Source organism: Fibrobacter sp. UWT3, assembly GCF_900230125.1.
Taxonomy (GTDB): Bacteria; Fibrobacterota; Fibrobacteria; order Fibrobacterales; family Fibrobacteraceae; genus Fibrobacter.
Window position 1 is genome coordinate 1108749 of sequence record NZ_OCSS01000001.1, and the last position, 24529, is coordinate 1133277.

26 protein-coding genes are annotated in these 24529 nt (G+C 55.5%); 18 read left to right on the forward strand and 8 right to left on the reverse strand.

Features of this window, described 5'->3' with window-relative positions:
* Nucleotides 1–8: 8 nt before the first annotated feature.
* From CRO08_RS04755 to hemL, 7 genes are read left to right on the forward strand one after another with little or no spacing between them, the layout of a single operon-like run.
* Nucleotides 9–1187 (forward strand): hypothetical protein, encoded by a 1179-nt coding sequence (locus CRO08_RS04755; protein ID WP_097035259.1) that lies wholly within the window; start codon nt 9–11, stop codon nt 1185–1187.
* A gap of 27 nt (nt 1188–1214) precedes the next feature.
* Nucleotides 1215–2501, forward strand: a complete 1287-nt coding sequence (hemA, locus tag CRO08_RS04760) for a glutamyl-tRNA reductase (RefSeq protein WP_097035260.1) — start codon at nt 1215–1217, stop codon at nt 2499–2501.
* Nucleotides 2494–3558 carry a hydroxymethylbilane synthase gene (gene hemC / locus CRO08_RS04765; protein ID WP_097035261.1) on the forward strand — a complete coding sequence of 355 codons (1065 nt, stop codon included), beginning with the start codon at nt 2494–2496 and terminating at the stop codon, nt 3556–3558. Before hemA ends, hemC begins: the two co-directional genes overlap by 8 nt.
* A gap of 29 nt (nt 3559–3587) precedes the next feature.
* Nucleotides 3588–5258: a uroporphyrinogen-III C-methyltransferase gene (gene cobA, locus CRO08_RS04770; RefSeq protein ID WP_255252240.1), complete on the forward strand. Its 1671-nt coding sequence runs from the start codon at nt 3588–3590 to the stop codon at nt 5256–5258.
* 39 nt (nt 5259–5297) lie between these two features.
* The gene (locus CRO08_RS04775) at nt 5298–6185 is read left to right on the forward strand and encodes an NAD(P)-dependent oxidoreductase (protein WP_097035262.1); all 888 of its coding nucleotides are present in this window, start codon (nt 5298–5300) and stop codon (nt 6183–6185) included.
* Nucleotides 6186–6221: 36 nt separating this feature from the next.
* Nucleotides 6222–7187: a porphobilinogen synthase gene (gene hemB, locus CRO08_RS04780; protein WP_097035263.1), complete on the forward strand. Its 966-nt coding sequence runs from the start codon at nt 6222–6224 to the stop codon at nt 7185–7187.
* A complete protein-coding gene (gene hemL, locus CRO08_RS04785) occupies nt 7184–8470 on the forward strand; it encodes a glutamate-1-semialdehyde 2,1-aminomutase (RefSeq protein ID WP_097035264.1) in 1287 nt (428 codons plus the stop codon). Before hemB ends, hemL begins: the two co-directional genes overlap by 4 nt.
* Here the strand turns inward: hemL and CRO08_RS04790 are convergent.
* The 4 genes from CRO08_RS04790 to fabF form a co-directional block, all read right to left on the reverse strand.
* Entirely contained in the window at nt 8467–10233 is a 1767-nt protein-coding gene (locus tag CRO08_RS04790) for an AMP-binding protein (protein ID WP_097035265.1), read from the reverse strand. The two genes, hemL and CRO08_RS04790, sit on opposite strands and share 4 nt — an antisense overlap.
* A gap of 24 nt (nt 10234–10257) precedes the next feature.
* The gene (locus CRO08_RS04795; protein WP_097035266.1) at nt 10258–11028 is read right to left on the reverse strand and encodes a polysaccharide deacetylase family protein; all 771 of its coding nucleotides are present in this window, start codon (nt 11026–11028) and stop codon (nt 10258–10260) included.
* An 8-nt stretch (nt 11029–11036) separates the two neighbouring features.
* Nucleotides 11037–11165 carry a hypothetical protein gene (locus CRO08_RS17280; RefSeq protein ID WP_255252241.1) on the reverse strand — a complete coding sequence of 43 codons (129 nt, stop codon included), beginning with the start codon at nt 11163–11165 and terminating at the stop codon, nt 11037–11039.
* An 86-nt stretch (nt 11166–11251) separates the two neighbouring features.
* A complete protein-coding gene (gene fabF / locus CRO08_RS04800; RefSeq protein WP_097035267.1) occupies nt 11252–12499 on the reverse strand; it encodes a beta-ketoacyl-ACP synthase II in 1248 nt (415 codons plus the stop codon).
* 125 nt (nt 12500–12624) lie between these two features.
* Between fabF and CRO08_RS04805 the strand changes: the two genes are divergently transcribed.
* From CRO08_RS04805 to CRO08_RS04855, 11 genes are all read left to right on the forward strand, one after another.
* Nucleotides 12625–13089 carry a hypothetical protein gene (locus CRO08_RS04805; RefSeq protein WP_141398237.1) on the forward strand — a complete coding sequence of 155 codons (465 nt, stop codon included), beginning with the start codon at nt 12625–12627 and terminating at the stop codon, nt 13087–13089.
* Nucleotides 13090–13171: 82 nt separating this feature from the next.
* A complete protein-coding gene (locus tag CRO08_RS04810; protein ID WP_141398238.1) occupies nt 13172–13558 on the forward strand; it encodes a hypothetical protein in 387 nt (128 codons plus the stop codon).
* A 41-nt stretch (nt 13559–13599) separates the two neighbouring features.
* Entirely contained in the window at nt 13600–14589 is a 990-nt protein-coding gene (gene nirJ2, locus CRO08_RS04815; RefSeq protein ID WP_097035270.1) for a putative heme d1 biosynthesis radical SAM protein NirJ2, read from the forward strand.
* An 88-nt stretch (nt 14590–14677) separates the two neighbouring features.
* On the forward strand, nt 14678–15208 hold the full coding sequence (gene tadA, locus CRO08_RS04820; RefSeq protein WP_097035271.1) for a tRNA adenosine(34) deaminase TadA: 531 nt from the start codon (nt 14678–14680) through the stop codon (nt 15206–15208).
* Between the two features lie 44 nt (nt 15209–15252).
* The gene (locus CRO08_RS04825) at nt 15253–16083 is read left to right on the forward strand and encodes a hypothetical protein (RefSeq protein ID WP_097035272.1); all 831 of its coding nucleotides are present in this window, start codon (nt 15253–15255) and stop codon (nt 16081–16083) included.
* Nucleotides 16083–16802, forward strand: a complete 720-nt coding sequence (locus CRO08_RS04830; protein WP_097035273.1) for a hypothetical protein — start codon at nt 16083–16085, stop codon at nt 16800–16802. The genes CRO08_RS04825 and CRO08_RS04830 overlap by 1 nt, the downstream gene beginning before the upstream one ends.
* A 9-nt stretch (nt 16803–16811) precedes the next feature.
* Nucleotides 16812–17726 (forward strand): hypothetical protein, encoded by a 915-nt coding sequence (locus CRO08_RS04835; RefSeq protein ID WP_097035274.1) that lies wholly within the window; start codon nt 16812–16814, stop codon nt 17724–17726.
* Between the two features lie 8 nt (nt 17727–17734).
* On the forward strand, nt 17735–19441 hold the full coding sequence (locus CRO08_RS04840) for a fimbrial protein (RefSeq protein WP_097035275.1): 1707 nt from the start codon (nt 17735–17737) through the stop codon (nt 19439–19441).
* Nucleotides 19442–19444: 3 nt separating this feature from the next.
* Nucleotides 19445–20080, forward strand: a complete 636-nt coding sequence (locus CRO08_RS04845; RefSeq protein ID WP_072812605.1) for an OmpA family protein — start codon at nt 19445–19447, stop codon at nt 20078–20080.
* Nucleotides 20080–20736: a hypothetical protein gene (locus tag CRO08_RS04850; RefSeq protein ID WP_097035276.1), complete on the forward strand. Its 657-nt coding sequence runs from the start codon at nt 20080–20082 to the stop codon at nt 20734–20736. The genes CRO08_RS04845 and CRO08_RS04850 overlap by 1 nt, the downstream gene beginning before the upstream one ends.
* 40 nt (nt 20737–20776) lie before the next feature.
* Nucleotides 20777–21187: a hypothetical protein gene (locus CRO08_RS04855; protein ID WP_097035277.1), complete on the forward strand. Its 411-nt coding sequence runs from the start codon at nt 20777–20779 to the stop codon at nt 21185–21187.
* Nucleotides 21188–21457: 270 nt separating this feature from the next.
* On the opposite strand, the gene CRO08_RS04860 is transcribed toward CRO08_RS04855, so the two are convergent.
* The 4 genes from CRO08_RS04860 to ilvN all read right to left on the reverse strand — a co-directional run bounded on the left by CRO08_RS04860 (nt 21458) and on the right by ilvN (nt 24523).
* Nucleotides 21458–22579, reverse strand: a complete 1122-nt coding sequence (locus CRO08_RS04860) for a radical SAM protein (protein ID WP_097035278.1) — start codon at nt 22577–22579, stop codon at nt 21458–21460.
* The gene (locus CRO08_RS04865) at nt 22576–23256 is read right to left on the reverse strand and encodes a hypothetical protein (protein WP_097035279.1); all 681 of its coding nucleotides are present in this window, start codon (nt 23254–23256) and stop codon (nt 22576–22578) included. The genes CRO08_RS04860 and CRO08_RS04865 overlap by 4 nt, the downstream gene beginning before the upstream one ends.
* Nucleotides 23257–23272: 16 nt before the next feature.
* Nucleotides 23273–23878: a hypothetical protein gene (locus CRO08_RS04870; protein WP_097035280.1), complete on the reverse strand. Its 606-nt coding sequence runs from the start codon at nt 23876–23878 to the stop codon at nt 23273–23275.
* A 150-nt stretch (nt 23879–24028) separates the two neighbouring features.
* Nucleotides 24029–24523, reverse strand: a complete 495-nt coding sequence (gene ilvN / locus CRO08_RS04875; RefSeq protein WP_072812598.1) for an acetolactate synthase small subunit — start codon at nt 24521–24523, stop codon at nt 24029–24031.
* Nucleotides 24524–24529: the final 6 nt, after the last annotated feature.

Below are 24529 nucleotides of genomic sequence, written 5' to 3' on the forward strand. Positions count from 1 at the left end.
AGGTGAATATGAAAAAGATTCGTTTGTCTGTTGTGATGCTCTCCGCAGCCATGATGACTGCCTGTACGGACTATGTGGCTGAAATTGAGGATATTCAGCAAGAACGCGCGGATAATCTAAATGCTATGTACGAAAATAGTCAAAAAAATGATCCGTCGGAACTCATTTTCTTCTCGGGATGTTCTTGCGAAGTGAACAGGGGAAACCTTGTCGAGAATGGTGGGCAGCTGTATTACAATACGGAGTCCAATTTCCCAACGATTTCCTACGCTCTCGTAAATTGTGCAAACATGCCGGATAAGGTTGAACGCCTAACGGGATACTACGAAAACATGTTCATAGAATCCTACAATGTTTATCAAAAGGAGGGTGTCTGGTGGGCGGATCTTCAACTGAACGGAACTGCACAGAACGCTTTACTTGGTGGTACGGTTTCCACAGCTTTGAGTACGTATGGTAATAGTAAGCCTATGGCTAGCTCTGTTGAATGTCCCTCGGTAAGTTTCGGATACAAGAATACGGTTGAAGAAACTGCTCCGGTACAGAACCCGTCGTCAGTTCAACCATCTTTATCCAGTAAAATTCCCTGTGGTGACCTGTGGTGCGGACCTACGGATACGGAAGGCAAGGTTGAAACAGGCTCTGATGATGAAACAGCCGGTTACTGGTATGATTTCAATGATGCTAACGACTACGGTACGTCTTCTATCTCTTATCCGCCCGATGTCTCGGTGAATGAATATGATAATTTCTTCGGCCCACTCACTGAAGCGTATCAAGGAATCAAGGGTACTGTTATGATAGGTGCTGGCTATGATTACCCTTATGTCGGCTTGGGCTTTAATCTTGTGAGCGGAGATCAGGAGGGCACGAATATCTCCCGTTGGGACGGAATCTGCCTGGTCTATTCATCCAACTTGAATTTTGCAATAGAATTGCAAGTAGAAGATGAGGCCACAGTTACGGAATACAATAACTATAAGGCATCCGTTGCACGCTCGGCAAATATGACTACCATTGACTACCCTTGGTCTAAATTTAAGCAAGAGGTCGGTTGGGGTAAAACGGTTGTAATTGATTCTGTACTTAGAAAGACAGCTGCAATCAAGCTAAAGTACCAAGGCGTAGCCGGTTCTACGGGTGATTTCGTATTCTATTCCATCGGCCGCTTGGGAACCTGCAAATAGTCTAGCCTCTTTTTCTATCTTTGGGCCATGCGCAAAATCTACATGGCAGGCATGAGCCACAAGGTGGCCGAAATCGCAGTCCGCGAAAAGTTCTACATCCCGATGGATGTGAAGACGGAAGCGCTCGGCCATTCTCCGTTTGACGAACTCCTGATTCTTGCGACGTGCAACCGTACCGAAGTCTACGTGGCATCGGACAGGGAAATTGCCGAGGCGGAACTCGTGCAGTACGTGTGCAAGCTTGCGGGGCAAAGGTTCGAGGATTTTGCGAAGTTCTTTTACTTCAAGGCGGGTGATGACGTTGCGCATCATGTGATGAACGTGTGTGCGGGGCTCGATTCGGTAGCGGTGGGCGAGGACCAGATTCTGCACCAGATTGGCCGTGCCTACGAGACGGCGCATAGCCTGCATGCGACGGGCAACAGCCTTAACAAGTTGTTCCAGGGGGCAATCCACACAACCAAGCGCATCAAGACGGAAACAAACCTGAGCAAGCTCAGCTGCAACATCCCGTTTTTGGCGATGAAGCAGGTGCAGCGCACGTTCGATGACCTCGAAAACCGTTCCGTGTATATCGTGGGCTTGGGCGAGATGGGTTCCCTGATGCTCAAGTACGTGCAGGAATACACCACGAATATTTTTGCGAGCAGCAGGACTTTCGCGAATGCCGAAAAGTTTGCGGACGTGCTTACCCCCGTAAAACTCGAGGACCGCTACAAGGTGCTGGGCAAGTGCGATGTTGTCGTACTGTGCAGCATCTGCCAGGAACCCCTTATCACGAAGGATGAATTCGAGAACGCTTTGTCAGCGAGTCATTCGGAGCCCTTCGACAAGCTCAGGGCAGGCTCCGCAACTAGCGAGGCGATAGAATCCAAGCGTCTAATCATTGACCTCGGCAGCCCGCGTAATGCGGAAGCCTCCATTGGCGAAATTCCCGGTGTGCAGTACGTGTGCGTCGATGATCTCGAAAAGATTGTTTCGGAAAACCGTCGCCTGCGCATGGTGGAACTCGAGGCCGCACAGAAAATTTTGAAGGAAGGTCTGGACGAATTCCTGCAGTGGTACCGTATGGACGAGGTCTCGAAGGACATCCGCGTGCATGCCGACAGGATGGTTGCGACTGCGAACGAGGAATCCGAAAAGCTTTTGCGCTCGATGCCCGACTTGCCGGAAAATGAACGCGAACGCATCCGCATGATGTACGAACGCTTTGCGAAGAAGATGGCGAACGATTACCTGTACAAGGTAAAGGCGGGCAATTCTCCCGAAGACGTGAAGGTGTTCCTCAAGTGCCTGGAGGCAAACGATGAATAATGCCGGTCTTTCGTTGGGCGGTAATGTGCGCCCGCTGCGGATTGCTACGCGCAAGAGCGCCCTTGCCGTGGCGCAGACTACGCTTGCCGCCAACGCCCTCGTGTCGGCGAACCCGGGCCTCGCATACGAACTCGTGACGATGACGACCGAGGGCGACCGAAGGCTCGACAAGTCCCTTGCGAGCTTCGGTGGCAAGGGCGTGTTCATCAAGGAACTCGAAGTCGCCCTGCTCGAAGGTCGCGCCGATATTGCGGTCCACAGCCTGAAGGACATGCCGGCAGAAGTCTTGCCGGAATTCAAATTGTCCGCAGTCCTCAAGCGCGAAGATCCGCGCGATGCGTTTATTGCCCGCGGGGGTGCAGGCGGCGTGCACTTTATGGACTTGCCCTCGGGTGCCCGCGTCGGTACGGGCAGCATCCGCAGGGTGGTGCAGCTGAAGGCGCTCCGTCCGGACTTGGAATACGTGCCCATCCGCGGGAATATCCAGACGCGCCTCTCGAAACTTGATGAACTTGACGGAGTCGTGCTGGCGGCTGCAGGCCTCAAGCGCATGGGCCTTGCAGACCAGGTGACGGAATACTTCGATACCGATAAAGTTTTGCCTGCATCTGGCCAGGGAATCCTCGCGATTGAAACTTTGGCCGATTGTCATTCTGGAGGGAGCCTTGCGACCGATAGAATCCAGACTATTCTTTCCCGCGTGAACGACGTTCCCACCTATTGTATCGCAGTTGCCGAGATGGCCTTCCTCAAGGCGCTCAATGCGGGTTGCCAGTTCCCGGTGGCGAGTTTCGCCGAATTCGTTTCTCCTGCAGGGAAAGGCGAATTTGCGAATGATTCGCAAATTCATGGCGGGGAGGAAGGCTGCCGGCATATTATGAAAATCCACGGCATCTACTGGGACGAATCTTCACAGCGGTTGCTCCGTGCGGAACATGGCGTGCAGTTTGGTGCGCTTGAATCCGGTATGGGTGATTCGTTTGAAAATGCTGTGACGCAGGCCCGCGACGCGGGAATTGCTCTTGCGGGTAAAATCCGTGAACAGCTTGCGCGCTGATTCCCTATAACTTTCTATTTTTACACTCGATGAAAGGAACCGTTTATTTAATCGGTGCAGGTCCCGGCGATCCCGGGCTATTGACGCTCCGTGGCAAGGAAATTCTGGAAAAGGCCGACGTGGTGGTCTATGACCGCCTGGTTTCGCCTGCAATTCTTGGCATGTGCAATCCGAAGGCCAAGATGGTGGACGTGGGCAAGATGCCGACGCACCATAAGGTCAAGCAGTCCGAAATCAACAGGCTTCTGGTGCAATTTGCTTGCGAATTTCCCGGCGGTGTGATAGCGCGCCTCAAGGGCGGCGACCCGTTCGTGTTCGGGCGTGGCGGCGAGGAGGCTCTGGAACTTGTTTCTGCTGGTGTCGAATTCGAGGTGGTTCCGGGCATTACGTCTGCAATCTCGGTGCCTGCGTATGCGGGTATACCTGTAAGCCATCGCGGGATTGCGACGAGCTTCCATATCATCACCGGGCATGAAAAGGCGGAATCATCCTCTAATGTCATCCCCGCGCAGGCGGGGATCTCCTCTGCGCCGGTAGGTCTAGATTTTCCAGCACTCGCGAAGTGCCCCGGCACGCTCATATTCCTGATGGGCATCGCCAACATGGATTTTATTGCCCGACGGCTTATGGAATGCGGCAAGGACCCGAAAACGCCGCTCGCCTTTATCGAGAAGGGCACGACCCCGTACCAGCGCACCGTCATGGCGACGCTCGAGACTGCGGGGGAGACGATTGCCCGCGAAAACGTGACGGCACCTGCGATTACGATTATGGGTGGCGTCGTGGAACTCGGGAACACGCTCGCGTGGAAAAAGAACTTGCCGCTTTCGGGCAAGCGTCTCGTGGTGACCCGTGCCGCAAAGCAGGCCAGCGGGATTACCGCACGCCTCACTGCCCTCGGCGCCGAAGTCATCGAAACCCCGATGATCGAAACCAGGGATGTCATCCCCGCGACTTGTGGTGAGCGAAGCCGAACCAAGACGGGGATCTCCTCAGCTGATTTCAATGCCCTCGCGAATTTCGACATCCTTGCCTTCACGAGCACGAACGGCGTGGAAAGTTTCTTCAGGCAGCTGTTCGCCGCAGGTTACGACGTGCGCGTGCTTGCCGGCAAGAAGATTGCGAGCGTCGGCAAAATTACCGAAAAGAAGTTGCTCGAATACGGCATCCGCTGCGACTACGTGCCCGAAGACCATACCGGCGAAGGATTAGGTCGTTTGCTGGCTTCGCTCCCGGTGGACCATTCCCGCATTCTTCTTCTGCAGGGCAATCTCGCTGACGATACCCTGCTCAAGCTGCTCCCGCAGGCGACCCGCTGGGTGGTCTACGAGACGCTCCCGGTCGCTGAACTCCCCGAATGGAAACGCGAGGCCGTTGTCGGCGCCGATGCCGTCGTGTTCGCGAGCACCAGCGCCGTCGAAAATTTCTGCAGTGTCATCCTGAGCTATACGACACTAGGGGCTTCGCCCCTTAGTGGCAGTTATGCCCTTTGGGTAGGAGAGCGTAGCTCGGAGTCGAAGGATCTTAATAGAGAATCTTTGACTACGCCTGCTTCTTGTTCTCCCCGTCTCGCATTCTGCATTGGCCGCATGACGGAATCTGCCGCCCGCAAGCACGGCTTTGAAACGGTCACTTCCGACGAGACGACGATGGATTCCCTCGTAAAAAAGATTGTGGAGTATTACAAAAAAGAATCCTAATCCCACACTCCACATTTCACACCTCACACTCCACATTGTATGAAAGCTATCCTGATTATTGCGCATCATTGCATTTTGCCTGGGGCCTACAAGGGCTTCGAAGGTATTTTGGACAAACTTCATCATGATTTGCCCGGTACGCGTGTGGCAAGCACGAGCTTGCTCGATTTGGAAAACGACCTGCGCACGCTCCTCCGCGAAGATGTGGAATCGGTGACGCTCCTGCCGTTTTTGCTTTTGAACGGCCAACATTCAAAGAACGATGTGCCCCGTGTGGTCGCAAAACTGCAGGAGGAATTTCCGCAGATTCCTATAACGCTTATGCCCTGCCTCGGCGACTGGAAGGAATTCTCCGACATGGTCGTGGATGGCATCCGCAATGCTCAGAAAGAAACTGTACGTCAGTCGTCAAATTCCACATTGCACACTTCACATTCCACATCTCACACATCAAACCTTTTCTCCATCGAACTGAATCTCGAAGGCCGTAACGTTCTCGTTGTGGGCGGTGGCCGCATTGCACTGCGCAAGGTCAAGACGCTCCTCCCGACAGGCGCGCACATTACCGTTGTCGCCCCGCAAATCGATCCTGAATTTACCACGATCCCGTCTATCGTCTTGAAAAATCGTCCCTACGAACCGCTTGACCTTCGTGGAATCTTTATGGTCTTTATCTGCACCGACAAGCCCGCTGTCAATGCACAGGTCAGCAACGATGCCCGTGCCCGCCGCATTCTGGTGAATAACGCCTGTGACTACCTCGACGGCGACTTTATCGTGCCCGCCCGCATGGATTTTGGCGAAAACATCGCCGTGACCGTCTCCACGCAGGGCCGCGCCCCCTCGCTTGCCAAGAAACTCAAGCAGAAAATCCAATCCGAATGGGCCGAAGGCCTCGAACAGGTCGAACGCGATTTTTTACATTAAACAGTAGTCATTCCACATTCCTCATTTTACATAGATATGATTATCCGTCCACGTCGTTTACGCAAGAATGAAACTATCCGCAACATGGTTGCGGAAACCGCAGTGAATCCCGATTCCCTCGTGTACCCGATGTTCGTGGTAGAAGGGGAGGGCGTCAAGGAAGAAATCCCGTCGATGCCCGGCCAGTTCCGGTTCTCCATCGATGAAATTCTCCAGGAACTCGAATCCTGCGTCATCGCGGGCATCAAGTCCATCCTCCTGTTCGGCATTCCCGATTCCAAGGACGAGATGGCGACTTCGGCTTACGACGACGATGGCATCGTGCAGCGTGCGGTTCGCTCCATCAAGGCGAAGTTCCCCAAGCTTTACGTGATTACGGACGTGTGCCTCTGCGAGTACATGAGTCACGGCCATTGCGGGATTATCAAGGACGGCGACGTGGATAACGACCCGACGCTCGAACTCCTGGCGAAGACCGCAGTTTCGCATGCGCGTGCGGGTGCTGACATGGTTGCCCCGAGCGACATGATGGACGGCCGCGTGGCTGCAATCCGCGAAAAACTGGATGCGAACGGATTCGCGAACACGCCGATTATGGCCTACAGCGCGAAGTTTGCGAGCGCATACTACGGTCCGTTCCGCGATGCGGCGGATTCCGCCCCGCATTTCGGTAACCGCAAGAGCTACCAGATGGATGTGCGCAACGGTCGCGAGGCCCAGCGCGAAGTGGAACTCGATATTGAGGAAGGTGCCGACATCGTGATGGTAAAGCCGGGCCTTGCTTTCCTCGACATCTTGCGTCAGACTGCAGAAATCAGCACCGTCCCCGTGGCTGTCTACAACGTGAGCGGCGAGTACTCGATGGTGAAGGCTGCTGCAAAGATGGGCTGGATTGACGAGAATTCCATCATCCGCGAGAACCTGCTTGCAATGAAGCGTGCCGGTGCTGACATCATTATTACCTATCACGCGAAGGAAGCGCTGGAAAAGGGATTGGTATGAACCACTCCTTGAGCGAAAAACTTTTTGCAGAAGCCAAGAACCTGATGCCGGGTGGCGTGAACAGCCCGGTGCGTGCCTACGGTAACGTGGGGGCCACCCCTCCGTTTATCGCTCGCGCGAAGGGCTGCCACATTTACGATGTGGACGACAACGACTATATCGATTACGTGGGCAGCTGGGGCCCGATGCTCCTGGGGCATGCGCACGACGCGGTAATCAGTGCTGTTGCGGAAACGGCGAAGAACGGCCTCAGTTTCGGGGCTCCGTGCGGGCTCGAATCCGAACTTGCAAAACTCGTGATGAGCCTCGTGCCGAGTGTGGAGATGATTCGCATGGTGAACAGCGGGACCGAGGCGACGATGAGCGCCATCCGTGCTGCCCGCGGGTTTACCGGTCGCGACAAGATTGTGAAGTTTGAGGGCTGTTACCACGGCCATAGCGATAGCCTGCTTATCAAGGCGGGTTCGGGCATGCTCACTACGGGCAAGCCGAGCAGCAAGGGCGTTCCGGCGGACCTCGCGAAGTACACGCTCACGCTCCAGTACAACGATGTGGCGGGCGTGAAGGAACTTTTCGACAAGATTGGCGACGAGATTGCGGGTGTCATCGTGGAGCCTGTGGCAGGGAATATGGGTGTCGTGCCCGCGAAGCCCGAGTTCCTGCAAACGCTTTCCGCAGAAACTAAGAAGCACGGTGCGCTCCTGATTGTAGACGAGGTCATGACGGGTTTCCGCGTGGGTATCCACTGCGCGCAGGGCCTTTATGGCATCAAGCCCGACCTCACGACCTTCGGGAAGATTATCGGCGGCGGCATGCCTGTGGGTGCGTACGGCGGGCGTCTCGATGTGATGCAGCAGATTGCACCTCTTGGCGGTATCTACCAGGCGGGTACGCTTTCGGGTAACCCGGTCGCGATGGCGGCGGGGTTGGCCACGATGCGCGAACTGCATACTCACCCGGAGTACTACGTTCACGCCGAATCGATGACCAGGCGACTGATTACGGGCCTCCAGGATGCGGCAAAGTCTGCGGGTATCCCGCTGGCAGCAAACCAGGTGGGTTCCATGGGCTGCATCTTCTTTACGGAAGGCCCTGTGGAATGCTTCGCCGACGTGCAGAAATCCGACCTGGAACTTTTCCGCAGGTATTTCCTCGGGATGCTCGACGAGGGCATCTACCTGGCCCCGAGCCAGTTCGAGGCTATCTTCGTGAGCGCCGCGCATACGGAAAGCGACATCGACCGTACCGTCGATGCCGCCAGGAAAGTTTTCAAGACACTTTAGGATTCGGTGCTGTTGGCGCCGTTGTTGCTAGAGCCTTGCGTCGACTTGTCATCCCCGGCTTGACCGGGGATTTTTTGTTCGGTGGTCTGTTCCGCTTTTTGCGCTTCGGCATCCTTGTCGCGGATGGTGGCGCGGCGAATCTTTCCGCTAATCGTCTTGGGCAGTTCCGTCACGAAGTCGATGATGCGCGGGCTCTTGTAGGAGGCCGCGACGTTCTTCGCGAACAGCTGCATTTCCTTCGCGAGGTCCTTCGAGGCTTCGTAGCCCTTCTTCAAGACGACGGTAGCCTTCACTGCCTGGCCGCGGTCCTTGTCCTCGACGCCCGTTACCGCCACTTCAAGGACGGCGGGGTGCTTGTGGAGTACTTCTTCCACCTCGAAGGGGCTGATGCGGTAACCCGAACTCTTGATGAGGTCGTCGATGCGGCCCACGAACCACAGGTATCCATCCTTGTCGCGGGTGGCGGTGTCGCCCGTATGGTAGACTCCGCCCTCGAACACCTTCTCGGTGCGTTCCGGGTCGCGGTAGTAGCCGCCGAACATGCCGAAGGGTTTCCCCTGGTCTATCTTGATGATGAGTTCGCCCACCTCGTCAGTGGCGCAGGGCTTGCCTTCGGCGTCCACGATTTCCATGCTGTAGCCCGGGGAGGGCATGCCGATGGAACCCGGACGCGGTTCGGTGAACCCGAAGTTGCCCGTGGTAAGCGTGAGTTCCGTCTGGCCGTAGCCTTCCTGTAAGCGGATTCCCGTCTGCTCGTAGAACTTGTTGTAGATGTCGGTGTTGAGCGATTCGCCTGCGGTAGTGCAGTACTTGAGGCTCGAAAGGTCGTAACGGCTCAGTCCGTGGTGCAATATGTAGCGGTAGACGGTGGGCGGCGCGCAGAACGTGGTCACCTTGTATTCCGCCATCTTTTCGAGCAGCTTGCCCGGGATGAACACCTTCATGTCGTAGGTGAACACTGCGCTACCCGCAATCCACTGCCCGTATATCTTGCCCCAGAGGGCCTTGGCCCAGCCGGTCTCCGCGACGGTGAGGTGCCTGCCCCCGTCCACGACGTGCTGCCAATACTTTGCCGTCACGATGTGGCCGAGCGGGTAGGTGAACGTGTGCGCCACCATCTTCGGGTTCGAACTCGTACCGCTCGTGAAGTACACGATCATGATGTCGTCGTTGTGAGTCGCCTCTTCGCCTTGCGGGCGCGGGAACTTCGCGGGGTAGATTTCGTAGTCGTCGTAGAAACTCACCCAGTTCTGGCGGGCGGTCTGGCCTACGGTCACGAGCTTTTCGACGGACGGGCATTTTGTTTTTGCCTTGTCCACTTCCTTTTGCAGCGAGGGCTCGTCGTAACTCACGACCATCTTGATTTCGGCCGCGTTGAAGCGGTATTCCAGGTCTTCTTCGGCGAGCATGTTCGTTGCGGGGATAGCAATCGCGCCGATGCGGTGGAGCGCCAGAAGGAAGAACCAAAATTCGTAGCGGCGGCGCAGGATGAGCATCACGCGGTCGCCCTTCTTGATACCCTGTTCGCAGAGGAAGTTCGCCGTGCGCATGGAGGCAAGCGAGAGGTCCTTGAACGTAAAGATGTGGTCTTCGTCGTTGTCGTCGCACCACACGAGGGCTTCGCGCTTGGGTTCGGTCTTCGCGTATTCGTCAACCACGTCGTAGGCGAAGTTGAAGTCTTCCGGAATGTTTATCTTGAAGTTCTTGTAGAGGTCTTCGTACGATTCGTAATCCGTGCGGGATAGAAACTTGTTTAGCAACATGAGTCGATACCGTGGTTTCGGGCCTTACAGATCCCTGTACATGATTTTTTCGCGCATGGTGGAAACGTAGCGCACCATGTTCAGAATGCGTTTTTCGCCGATGGTCCTGAAATCCTTGTCGTGGAACACCAGGCGGTGCGTGCCACCCGGCAGGAGCATGCGGAGGCAGGCGTAAGTCTGCACGATTCCGAGCATCGCGGGCGGGTAGATGGAAAAACTGAGCGGCCTTGACTTGGTCTTCTTGATTCCGTTTTCCGTCTTCTGGTAAATGCCGTGATAATCCTCGTAGTAGTCGAAGATGTCGAGGGCGAGGTTCTTGAGGTACTTGTTGCCGAACCAGATGGGCGGAATGAACCCGGAGGGCTTCTCGGTGCCGTGGGCGTTCCAGAGGGCTAGGCTGCGCTTGAGGAGCGTCTGCGTGAGTCGCTCGTTCAGGCCGGCGAATTCGGCCTCGTTGTTCGAAATCCAGAGGGCGAACTTGCCCTGCAGGCTACGCTTGATAAAGAGGTCGGCGCGGTGGCGTGCCCCGTGGAGCATGATCTCGTAGCCTTCCTGCACGAACTTCTCGAGTTCTTCGCGGAATTCGTCCGCCTCGGATTCGGGCACGGCCCCGATGGAGGGCACGACTGCGATGCTGATAGGCGCACCCGCGGCGTCCGCGAGTTTTCGGATTTGCGTGCGGGCCCTCTTGAAGTTGGTCGCGCTGAAGCTGTGGTAGCACAGGATGAACTTTTTCTTCTTGTGCTGGTTCGCTTCGGCCGCCTGGATGTCGAGGATGTCCTTGTTCTGTTCCATGGGGTTACCTACTTGTCCTTGTTGGAGGTGAAGGATTCTTCCTCGAGTTTCTGAGAAATGAAAAGGTGATAAAAGAAGAACAGGATTGCCGTCAGTGCGGAAATCTTGAGCCACGATTTAAACAGCCAGTCGGACATGGTCCACTCCTTGGTTCGGTGCGGTACAACGCCCGCACTCTAACCGAAAAATACATAATTTGGCCTGGAAAAGCGCGATTTTTGCGTTATTCCTTGAATTTCTTGATGACGACCACGCCGTTGTGACCGCCGAATCCGAGCGATGCGGAAACGGCGACGTCGATATTGCCTTCGATGCCCTTGTGCGGCACGTAGTCCAGGTCGCATTCCGGGTCGGGGTTGTCGAGGTTGATGGTCGCGGGGTAGAACGAGTTCTGCACGGCGAGTGTCGAGATGATGGCCTCGATGACGCCGGCGGCGCCCACGCAGTGGCCCGTCATGCTCTTGGTGCTCGACACCTTGATCTTGTAGGCGTGTTCACCGAGCGCGATTTTCAGCATCTGGGTCTCGGTGAGGTCGTTCAGGTGCGTCGAGGTGCCGTGCGCGTTGTAGTAGTCCACGTCGGTGGGGGCGACTCCGGCATCCTTCAGGGCACGGGTCATGGCCTTCGCGCAGGTTTCTCCACCCGGGCGCGGGCTCGTGATGTGGTATGCGTCCGCAGAGGCACCGTAGCCTGCAAGTTCCGCGTAGATCTTTGCCCCGCGGGCCTTTGCGTGCTCGAGTTCTTCCAGAACCATGACGGCACCGCCTTCGCCCATGACAAAGCCGCTACGGTCTTTGTCGAACGGGCGCGACGCCTTCGTGGGGTTGTCGTTGAACTTGTCGGTGAGGGCGTGCATGCCCGCAAAGCTCTTGATGGAGTATTCCGTAATCCCGCTCTCGGAACCGCCGGCGAGGCACACGTCGAGCCTGCCCGAGCGGATTGCATCCAGGGCGACCCCGATGGCGTCCGTGCCGGAGGCACAGGCGGTGCAGACCGTGTGGGCGAGTCCCGTAATCCCGAGTGCAATCGAGACGTTCGCGCACGCCTCGTTCGGGATGAGTTCCGGCATGGCGAGCGGCGAAACCCTGCGCTTGCCGCCTTCGATATACTTGTTGTAAGTCTCGTCGAGCACATCCATTCCCGAAAGGCCGTTCCCGGCGACGATTCCCGTGGTATCGGCGGCGAGCTCTTCGCGGGTGAGCCCCGCATCCTGGACCGCCTCATTTGCGGCTCCCATCAGGAACTGCGTGAAGCGGGCCATGCGGCGGGCTTCCTTCGGGTCTATCCCGTGTTCCTCGGGCTTGAAGTCCTTGATTTCTGCGGCAATCTTCACCGGGCAGTTGCTGGCATCGAACAGCGTGATGGGGCCTATCCCGCACTTGCCCTCGCGGATGGAGTTCCACATGTCGGGGACGGACTTGCCTACGGGGGTCACGGCACCAAGGCCGGTAATGACAACTCTTCTTTTCATAAAAATCCTTGTTTTTCGAGCCAAAAGATAGTTTTTTTTATCACTAGGCTAAAAAAATTTTATCCATTTATGCATTTTTTAGTTATATTGTAAGCACACGAAAAGTAATCAACAAGGACGTGATTATGAAAAAAATTCTCCTCGGTGCTGCAATTGCTGCTGCTGTAATCTTCACCGCTTGTGATAGCGACGACTCCTCTACGGGTGGCAGCTCCAGTGGCTTGACTTCTTGCGATCTCAATGCTTCTGTTTTGGGTTACAAAACGCATCAGTGTGCCGAAGCTACCAATGCCGCTATGATTCGCGATACCTGCGATGCTGCTAGCGCAATGCTTTCTGGTGGTGCTGATGACTATGGCTTTGAAGCTCTCATGGAAGGTACCGCCACGCTTGGTAGTGGCTGCCCGAGTGGCTACGTGATTCGTTGCGACGATGCAGCCAAGGGCTACACCTTGTACTCCTACGACGCTGAGGATAGGGGCTTGACTTGCGAAGAGTTCCTTGCCGATGACGAAGAAGACGATTACGGCTTCACACCGGACGATGACGAGTACTACATGAAGGCGCTCAAGAAGGCTGCCAAGAAGTAAGGCTTGTTGAACGAAATTGAGGCCCGGCGTTGTCCGGGTCTTTTTTATATTTGGGCAAAGAGTCTTTAACAAAGGAATGGATATGAAGAAGGTTTTGGTTGGACTGCTGGTTGCCGCTGCCGCTGTTTTCACTGCCTGTGGCGATGATGATTCCTCGAGCGCTCCCGAGAGCACGTATTCTTGCAACGTCGACCTCGACTTGGGCGTTCTCGGTAACATTCACATTTGTGCGGAATCCTTTGACCAGGCCAAGATTGAGAGTGCCTGCGGCAAGGCGAACGAGATGGCCAAGGCTCTTGAATCTATCGAGAATGCGGGCACGCTGGGTTCCGCTTGCCCCGGTGGCGCAAAGAAGGTGTGCGAAGGTAAGCTTAGCGGCGTGCCCTACACGGCCTATTTCTACGAGGAAGATTCCGCGGAGGAATCTTGCGACGACCTGCTCGCCGGTGTTGACGGTTTCGGTTTCTAGTTCTTGCTGTTTGCTCAACGACCATTTTATTTTAGGTAAATATGATTGTATCTTGGATGACCACCAACAAGTGTAACCTGACCTGCAAGCACTGCTACCAGGACGCGGGCGAGAACAAGGCTGCCGAACTCACGACGCCGGAAGCCCTCAAGCTGATTGACGAAATCGCAAAGGCGGGGTTCAAGATCATGATTTTCAGTGGTGGCGAGCCGATGACCCGCCCGGACATCGTGGAACTGGTGGCGCATGCCTCGAGCAAGGGGCTACGCCCGGTGTTTGGCACCAACGGCACGCTCATCACGCACGACCTGGCCTTTGAACTCAAGAAGGCGGGCGCCATGGCCATGGGTATCAGTATCGACAGTATCGACCCTAAGCGCCACAACGACTTCCGCGGGCTCCCGAATGCATTCGAACTCACGATGATGGGCATCGAGAACTGCAAGGCGGCGGGCCTCCCGTTCCAGATTCACACGACCATCATGGACTGGAACCAGAACGAAATTTTCGATATCATGGACTGGGTCAAGGAAATCGGTGCGGTGAACCACCAGATTTTCTTCCTGATTCCCGTGGGTCGCGGCAAGGAAATTGAAGGTCACGCCCTGCGCGTTGCCGAATACGAGGGCCTGCTCCGCAAGATTATGGAAAAGAGCCGCACGCTCGGTATCCCCGTCAAACCCACATGTGCCCCGCAGTTCCTGCGCATCGCAGACCAATTGGACATCAAGACACGTTACAGCCGTGGATGCCTCGCCGGTATCAACTACTGCATCGTGAGCCCCATCGGGAAGGTGCGCCCCTGCGCCTACATGATGGAAGAAGCGGGCGACGTTCACGACACGCCGTTCGACGAAATCTGGGCGAACGCCGATGTGTTCAAGAAACTCCGCACCAAGGCATACTCCGGTTCTTGCGGCAAGTGCAAGTTCAACGACCGCTGCGGCGGTTGCCGCGCCCGCGCCGCTTACTACCACGACGGCGACTACATGCAAGAAGACTCCTACTGCGCTTACGGGAGAGGCCTGTAATAGACGAAAGAACGGCCCTGCGGGCCTATAGACGAAAGAAGAACATTCTGGAGGCTCATAAAGCCGATAGAGTTAAAAAGGTTTCTGCATGGATAACGAAAGCAAATTTGATAACGACAATCTCTCGTCTAATTCCGAAGACGAACGCTACATGCGCATTGCGCTCCGCGAGGCGGAGAAGGCTTTCGAGGAGAAGGAAATTCCCATCGGTTGCGTTATCGTGAAGGATGGTGTGGTGATAGGGAAGGGCCATAACCAGATCGAGATGCTGAGGGACGCCACCGCCCATGCCGAAATTTTATCCATCGGGACTGCCGCGGGCAAGCTCGAGAACTGGCGCCTGGACGGCTGTACTTTGTATGTAACGCTCGAACCCTGCCCGATGTGCGCGGGGGCTATCCTCAACAGCCGTGTTTCCCGCGTGGTCTACGGTTCCCCGGATACCCGCTTTGGCGGTTGCGGCACGACCATAGACGTAATCTCGAACAACGCCCTCAAGCGCGAGGTCGAAGTTGTGGGCGGAGTGCTTGCTGACGAGTGCCTGGGCCTGTTGAAGGCCTTCTTCCAGCGGATGCGACTTGAAAAGGGCGATTCTGGCAACAAGGGCCCCCAGAACTAAGTTCTGTGGGCAGCCAACAGCCAACTATTTACTACATTCAAGGTATGAATTTTATCAAATTTTGCGCTTCTTCTGCGGCGCTCCTTTTCTTGTGTTCTTGCGATAGCAATGAAGTTTCCCTGGCGTTCAATACCGAGAACGCTCCCGTCCAAAAGTATTTCTTGGAATCCTCGCTCGATGCCATGCTCCCGAGCGATTCCGGCGTAACCGTTCCCGAGGCGATGGAAACGCACCTGAAGGTGCAGGCCACGCTTTCCGAACTGGTTGCCTATGACAATGGTTCGGGCCGTTTCGAGATGAAGATTGATTCTGTCGAGTACAAGAGCGACAAGCGTACCGTGGAAGACTACCTCTACATCCAGAAGTACCTGCTCACCCAGCATTTCCAGTACAAGATGGCTCCCGACGGTTCCGTGAGTGAACCTGCTGTCGAAGACGTGGCTCTCCAACCGGGTACCGAGGAACTCAACCTGCTCAAGCTGTTCATGAAGGTGCAGCCGATTCTTCCGGGCACCCCCACGAAGGTCGGTACCACATGGGAACGCGAGGTGCAGATTCCCGAAAGCGGCAAGACGACCTCGGTCTACAAGTCGTTTACGCTCGAGGAAGTGTTCATGCACGATGGCGCCCAGATGGCAAAGATTGGTATGAACGTCAAGTACCGCGAGGTTGCAGATTCCAGCGCGAACGTGCAGATGGAAAGCAAGGGATTCATTGTCGGTACGGGTTCTATCCTGTTCGATATGACGCATGGCGTTATCTCTACGGTGAATCTCGACCTTCAGGGCCACGTGAACGTGACGGACCTCGTTGCGGGTAGCGTCATTCCCGACATGCACATCCTCCAGAAAATCAAGCTGAGGGGCGAGTTCTAATGTTCAGGTGCGGTTTAAGGCAAGTCATTTGTGGTACGCTTCTGCTGGCAGTCGCGGTTATTGCGAGCGACATGCCGTTCCCGCACCCGGAGAACGGCGCGGTCCGCCTGACGGAGAAGGACAGCCCTTACGTGCTTGAACAGGGAATCGTGATTTCTGCCGCCGACACGCTGTTTATTGAGCCGGGGGTTACCGTGCTCATGGGTGAATACGCGAAGATTACGGTCCGCGGTCCGGTGCATATCCTCGGGAGCGAGTCCAAGCCGGTCGTGTTCCGCAGTGCCGATTCTAGCGAGAGCTGGAACGGGCTCCATTTTGTTTCGACGAACCGCCCCTTCGAGGTCAAGAACTTCGTGGTAGAAAACGCATTCCGCAATACGGTATTCCGTTCCCGCGGGATTTTTGAGAAAGTGAAGTTCGTGAACAACTACTACGGCCTCTGGGTCGACGACGTTCCCGAGGTGTTTCTCGCGCGTTGCGATTTCGTGCGCAACAGGTTCGCGCTTTCTGTCCGTGCGGGCAAGGTGATTTCTGCTGACACGAAGATTTCGGGCAACGTCTATGGTCTCTACCTGGAAGCGGGTGGGGACTTCAATGGCGACAAGTCCATGATCAAGGACAATCTTGAATCGGATGTCCGCAAGGAATCCGATGAACTTGCGGGTAGCGGCAAGCGCGTTAGCCGGAGCGTCTGGCACCGCATAGAGACTGGTTTCTAAGGGGTAGATGTGGAAGAATCGTTCCGTCGTTCCATACGCAAGATGACCGGTGCAAGCATTCGCCTGAATGCCTGCCCGAACCGCTCGTCTATGGTGGCGGACCTTTCGCAGTCTATGATGGTAACCTGGTCCATCGCCTTGTTCGAACACCTCGACGCGATGCTCAACAACTTGGACCCTTCTGTAGGCAATTCCGAGCAGATATCGTTTAGCGAGACGGCGTGGAAACTTGCGGATACGAGCTTCCCGCAGATTGCCGAAGCGGCGAACAAGCTTTATGACGAGTTCCGTGCCAAGTGGATGCAGCGCTTTTCGACCGACGAGGTCTTGCGCCTGCTGCTTGAAGGCGGCGACTTTATCCATCATGACGAGGAGAAGGGCTGGGCCCTTACGGTCAAGAACAACAAACAGGATATAAACGCTTTCTATTCTGCGACCATACACCTGCTGGTGAGCGATGCCGAACCGCTGTTCGTGCGCATGCACGGCCGCGTGATGCAGCTGCAAGAAAAGTTGTGCAAGTACTGGCATTCCGAGAGTGCCGTGGATGCGGTATCCAAGTTGCTCCCGTGCCTGGAATCCTCGCTCCGCGACAAGGAGAACGCGATGATTACGTCGTTGCGTTCTTCGCTCAATGTGCTTGCCAAAAAGCGCTTTGCGCTTGCCTTCACGGGCAAGGGGCCGCAGCGCTATTACCGCAGCGCCGCCTCTTGTGCGCATAATGTGGGCAGGTTCTGGAACCCGCACTACGCCTACGAGAACGGCTTCCTCGCTTTTACCGATGAATTTTGTGACTACGCGCGTGACTTGACACTCCATATTATAGAATGGTATCACGACAAGTGGTCTGTTTTCCTCCGCGGGTTCTCCCGTGGTCAGTTGAACTTGTTTGAAACAACGGCCTCGGCCGAGGCTAAAAATTAAGGATAAACATGAAGAACGCATATAACTCGATTCTGGTTCTTACCGTCGTCGGACTGCTTGTACTGGTTGCGGGCGCCCTCTACTTCGGAGCCCCGCTCTTCGGCTGGATTATAATGGCGGCAATATTTGCAGTGTTCATTATCGACCAGTTCAAGTTGCTTTCTGCTCTCAAGAGTATCCGTTGCGAAGAAGCCGAGATAGAATCCTGCGAAAGGTCGGGCATGTATGCGGTTGCCGGCGAAGGCGTTGTGGCGCGCCGTCTCAAGCTTGCTCGCGACCTGATGGGCAAGGGCGTGCGTCTCGATTCCGCGATTGCGTTCGAGGTGCTTTCAAACAATGCGACCGTTTCGACTCCGCGCAGCTCGGGCGGTACGGTGATTCTCCTCGGCCTTATGGGTACGTTCTTCGGCCTCATGTATTCTGTCGCTACTGCGGGTGTTGCTATCGACAATTCCTCCACGCAGGGCACGCTCGATACTATCCAGGTGCTGTTCAGCAACATGAAGGGCATTTTCGGTACTAGCCTTTGTGGCTTGTTTGCTGCCCTCGTGCTCGGCGCTTCCCGCGGGCTTTTCCTGAATTCGCGCGACGCGTTTATCGCCCGCCTCGATACACTTACGCTTAACCTGCAGGGTGAATCTGCGGGCGAAAACGAAAAGAGCAAGGATGAACTTGGTCGCCTGTTCGATTCTGTCGAGAAGAATCTTTCTGCTGTGGCCGCTTCTGTACAACAGGGCCTGAATGGTATTGTTTCCAAGGTGGGTGATGAACTTTCTTCGACGACCGCCAAGCTGAATTCTGACCTCGGCTCGATGGTTGCAAAACTGGAAGGCTCGCTTGGCAACCTGGGCGGTACTGTGGGTGCGGATGTCGCTAATGCGTTGAATCCGCTGAACGACTACATGAAGAACCTCCAGACCTCCGTGGAATCCTTGCCTTCCAAGCTGGACGAAAAACTGAATGCGATATCTTCTGGCCTGAACTCCAGCCTGGATACAATCTCTGCAAGCGTGAAGGATGGCCTTTCGGGCGTTGCCGCATCTACCGAGAAGTCCATGGACGGTGCAGTGAAGAATATTGCCGAATCCGTCGCCACACAGGTCAAACAGTCCGACGACCAGTGGAAAACCTTTATGGACAAACTCGCGTCCGAGACGAGCGCGAATGTGGATGCTCAGAAGGAAGGCCTCGAAACGCTCAAGAACGTGGCTCTCCAGGTGGCAGAGAAGGCGCAGGCGGGTTCTGCCGAACTTTCGCAGTCCGTTGCCGAAAAGCTCAGCGCGCTTTCGACCGATATCCTCGCCGCGTTCCAGAAACTTTCCGATACGTCCGCCGTACTGCTTGAAGCACAGAAGGCGCTTACCGAGAGCATTGACAACCGCGTGGTGAAGGAGAAGGAAGCGACCGACGCGCTTGGCGGAAACATCGTGGAAACGGCAGAACTCATGCGCGTGAACCAGAGCGAACTCAGCGCGAACCTCGAGATGCTCCGTGCGGGTCTCGAGACGATTCTCGAAAAGCTCAGCGGCGATACTGCCGAACACGAAGACGAAGAGAACTTTGTGGAACACCTCAACCAGTCTCTGGAAGCGTTCCACGAGCGTGCAAGCGAAGTGCTTATGGAAAACGCGGTCAAGACTCAGGAAATCCTCCTGGAGGTCCTCGAGCAGACGCAACGCGCCGCAAGGCAGGCAACCCCGAAGGCAGAGGGCTAAGGTATGCGCTTACGTCGCGAAGAAGGCAGCAATCCCTGGATGGCCTATACCGACTTGGGCATCGCGCTCGTGTCGCTGTTCATCCTTGCGTTTGTCGCCATGGCTACCCTCAAGGAGCAGAAGGCTGAAGACCTTACCCGCACCGAGGAAGAGGTATTGAGCTGCCAGGAAGAAATGCGCAAGATTGCCGCCGAACGCAATGCGCTTTTGGCGAAGAGCCTGCAGACCTCTATCGAGGCGGGCCTTATCGCGCTCGAAGACGGCAAGATTCAGATTCAGGCATCGTTCCTTTTCCCGACAAACGGCGCCAAGCTCACTACGGAAGGCGAGGGCGTTATCAAGGGAATCAGCAAGGGCCTGCTCGACGCGCTCGATACGGGCGACGTGATTATGGTGAGCGGCTTTACCGACGATATCCCGTTCAGCGGGTCTACCACCTACACGAACTGGAACCTTTCTACCGAACGTGCCGTGAACGTGGTAAAGATGCTTATCAAGGAAGGGTTCCCTTCCGACCGTATATTTGCAGCGGGTTTCGGCGAATTCCAGCCCAAGTACCCGAACGATACCGAAGAACACCGCCGACTCAACCGTCGCGTAGAAATTGGTGTTACTCCGCTTAGACTGGAGAAGCATTGATGCAGGAACGCGTTGATTCCATAAGGCGATCGATTGATTCTATCCGCAAGACGGGGACGATGCCGCATTGGCGCATGGCCTATGCCGAAAATCTCCTGACGCGCGCGGGTGAATACATTGCCGTGGATCGCGAACCCGAGGCACGCATGGTTTTGGATAAACTAGCGCGCTGGGTGGAAACGCATACCCCGAAGGTGGCAGAAAGTTCCGCGATGGAAAAGAACCCCATGATGTTCTGGAATGCAGACATGCTCCGGGGTATAATCGCGCAGGTTCGCAAAACGCTTACCGACAAGAAGATGCTCGTGCCTTCCATGGAACGGGATGCCATCTCGCGTCGTTTGGACCTGGTGGAAAAGTGGATTGCGGAAAACAACATTCTTGACGCTCACCAGGAACTGCTTGCGCTCCGCGGCGCTCTGATTGCCCGCCTGCGCCGTTCGTACAGGGCGCGCCTTGCCTCAAGCGATTACCGTTCCGGTACCTTCGTGCAGCCCGCGGGCACGCTTGTGGGCCCGTACAATGCCCGCCATACGCTCGAAGAAACGTTCCAGGTGGTGGGTGAACGCGACCCAATTTGGGTAGAAGACTTTCTGGATATTTACAACGACCTGTTCCGCATTGTGGAAAGGCTCGTGCCGCAAGATAAAAAGTAGGGACCAGCGCGGGTGAACTGCGCCAAAGGTGGGAGGCTTTATGGAAACGAGATTCTTGATGCGCTTTATCGGGAGCCGCAGCGAACTTGCCCAGATATGGGACGAGATTATGGAGCAGTTTCCGGAGGCTGACCTGCCCAGCGAAGATACGGGAGACTGGTACACCGTCAACGACGTGATGGTCGACGAGTACGAGTGCCGTTTCGAGGAATTGCCCGAAGAGGAACTCATTGCGATGGATGGAAGCCTGCTTGTGGAAGAATTCCCGGAAGATTTCCTTACCGACCTGATGGAACGCTACGAGCGCGTCTATGGCGTGTTCAAGTGGGCTTCGATGGATGTCGGGGTGGGCTGCGGCGAAAGCGAAGGCTGGGGCGAGTTTAACGCAGACTTTGTGGACGACTACTCCGACGAGGCGAACGAAATCTCCGAAGCTGTCCTCGGGTTTTAAGTCTGCTTCGTTAATATAGTTTGCTTCGAGCGGCATTTCGCACGCTCACACATTCACTTCGTTCGAGTGCTTGTATGCGACTGTTCGCGCTACATTTTGGTATTATGCTCTGGCATGCGCTCACTCTCGCCATCGCGACTCGTTGATACGAGTCGCTTGTGGCTTACAGCAAAACGCCGCTCTACGCAAAAATAACGAAAGAGATTCTTAAAACGAGAAGTTTGTTTCGAAGATTTGCAAAAAGATGGCGCTGTGAAGCCCTTGTGACTGTTAGTCCCTGCGGGCTTCTCGAGATTCGGGTAATGTATTAAACTGCGAAATCAGTCTGTCGCTGATTTCCACAAGCATCCTTTCGTGCGTGCAGACTTCAGGTGATGCGCTTTCGAGGTGCCCTGTGGTATAGAACGACGTGCAGGCGCATTCGTGCATGCTGCAGCGGTGCCGTATTTCGCAACCTTCGCATTCCTGCTTGTCGCTTTCGAAGAATGCGCGAAGTTTATTGCACGCCTCCTCGTCAAATCCGGTAAACACGTTTCCCTGCAGGTATGGTGCATTCTCCTTGCTGGTAATGAACCGCGAGCAGGGGAAAATGTTCCCGTTGGTCGCCACCCCGATGTTACCGTCATACACGTGGCAGGAATATTGCCGGAGTCTTTTCCCCGAAAGCAATAACTTTACTTTGTCCTGAATCGTCCCGAGGAAGAACTTGTCGCCTGCCTTGCGGCATTCTAGCCAGTAATGCGCCATCTTGCGGTATTGTTCGGCAAGCCTCTCGAAATCATCTCCGGTCCACTTGCCGTCGAAATCCACTGCAGTCGCAATGCTCTTGAATCCTTGTGCGTGCAACCACGTGATGCTTTCGGCAAGCGTGTCGATATGCGAGCGCGTGATGGTGCTGAGGGCGGTGGCACCGAGTTGCACGAGTCTCGGGATGTTCCTTTTGATATCTTTGAAACTTCCGGTGTCGTTTGCAGTGCGGCGCGCGATATCCTGGTGGTGTTCTGGGCCATCGAGCGAGAGGAATAGGGTGAATTTTTCCCTTTCGCAAAAGTCCAGAAATTTTTCGTCAAATAAAGTCCCGTTCGTGTTGATTACGAAATCTAACCGGAAGTCATTGCCTGCGCGGCCTTGCTCCATTGCGTCTGCAACCAATGCCTTCGCAAACCCGACGGCATTGTAGATGGCATCCTTGCGTAGGAGCGGCTCCCCGCCGAAAAAAGAAACAACCAGGTGCTTTTGCCCGAAGGCGAGTGTGCGCTCTAGGCCGGTACGAATCGCCTGCTCGAGGGTCGCATCGTCCATAACCGCATGGCGTGCGGCCTGCGTGTCCTTGTAATAGCAATAGGAACAGCGCAGGTTGCACTGTTCCGTAAGGCATAGAATCAGGTTCATCCGGTGATGTCGTCGCGCTCGAAGGTGGTGACCATGCTGGCTGCCATGCAACCGTCGGGTCGGTCTTCGCACATATGTACTTGGATGCACCACGGGTCGTTATCCGGGCATACATCGCTGTAGTCTTTCGAAGAGCTTGAGGGGTCTGCTGGCCAATAGTTCCATCCGCTGTGCGATGAACTTGACGGTGTGTCGTCGGAACTCGCGGGTGTAGCCTCGCTTGACGATCCCGGCGCAACCGTAGAACTCGTCGGTGCTGCTTCGGAACTTTCGGGCGCGGCCTGCGAACTGCTCGATTCCATAAGGGAAGATATGGCTTCGGCGACGGAACTGCTGACGGGTTCCTGGCTCAGAGGAATGTCTACAATCCGGCTAGAACTGCTCGGCGCGGTTTCAGCCTGGTTCAAATTTTCAACCTGGCTTGAACTTGCTGCCCCTTCCGTCTGACTGGCGCTGCTTGTAGTTTCCGGAGAGTTTGCGGAGTCGGGGAGGACGGAATCGTCGGACGAGCTGCTGTCGTCGACGGGAAGACCGACCTGGCCCGAGGTCGGTGAAGAAGAGTCGTCGCAGGCGTTCAGCGTGAAGGCAGCCGCTATGCCAAGTGTAGCGGCGATGGCGCTCTTGGTTGCGGTGGAAAGCGACTTGTTTCCGGTGATTTTCTTCTTTTCGATTTTCATTTTTCCCTCCTAATAATTAAGCTTCCACATCCGACCTTTCAAAGGTGGAAATCATGCTGAACAGCATTCCGCCGCCGTTATCGGGGCAGAGGTACAGATGTCCGCCAATGTCTACGGGAGTCCCACCCGGATTTCCTTGACAGGCGTCTCTGATTTCCTGGTCGGTGGGCTCACTGGACGAACTTTCGGGCTCGATAGTTTCGGAACTTGTCGGTTCTGCGGCGGAACTACTCGACTCCAGCGCAGACGAAATCGCGTCCATGAGGGAACTGCTTACGGGTTCCTGGCTCAGGGGAATGTCGATAGAATTGCTGGAACTACTTGGCGCAGTTTCTGCCGGGCTTGAATTATCGACCTGGTTTGAGCTTGTTGGTGCCTGCTCCTGGCTCGAGGGCTCCGGCATGCTTTCGCTACTGGACGAACGAATGATATCCTGTTCTTCGGGGGCGACAACGCCGCCCAGCGGCCCTGGGGTGGCTTCCTCGTCGTCCTTTGCCGAGGAACTGTTGTCGCAGGCACTAAGCGCGAGCGATGCACTCATCCCGAGAGCGGCGGCAATGGCGCTCTTGGCGGCAAAAGAAAGAACCTTGTTCTGGGAAACCCTGCGTTTTTCGATTTTCACGTTATTTCCTCCTCTTCGTAACATAAATATAAGCGATTCTAGGGGAATATGCCGTTAAAAAATGTAAAAGAATATAGAAAAGCCCCCGTATTACCGGGGGCTGTTTCATATAGGGCTTGGCGCCCGAGTTTGGCGCCCTCCCTTGTTTCATTACGTCTTGTCTTCGCCACGGAGCATGATGACCTTGCCCGTGCGGATGTACTCGACGATTTCGAACTTCTGCAAGAGGCTCTTGAGCGTGTCGACTTTCTGGCTGTTGCCCGTAATCTGGATGATCATCGAGGTGGCAGTCATGTCCACGGTATTCGCGTGGAAGTGGTCGCACAGCTGCAGGATTTCCGTACGCTGGTCGGGAGTGCAACGCACCTTGATGAGCGCGAGTTCCTTCTCGACGGCGTCCGTGCCGGTATGGTCCTTCGCCTGCACCACGTCCACGAGTTTCTCGAGCTGCTTGATGATCTGCATCAAGATTTCGGGATTGCCGTGGGCGATGATGTTCATGCGGCTGAAGTTCGGGTCGAGCGTGGGGGAGACAACGAGGGAGTCGATGTTGTAGCCACGGCGGGAGAACACGAGGGCGATACGCACGAGCACGCCCGGGCGGTTCGCAACCAACAAACTAATAGAATGTGCAATGTCTTTCATTTTTAA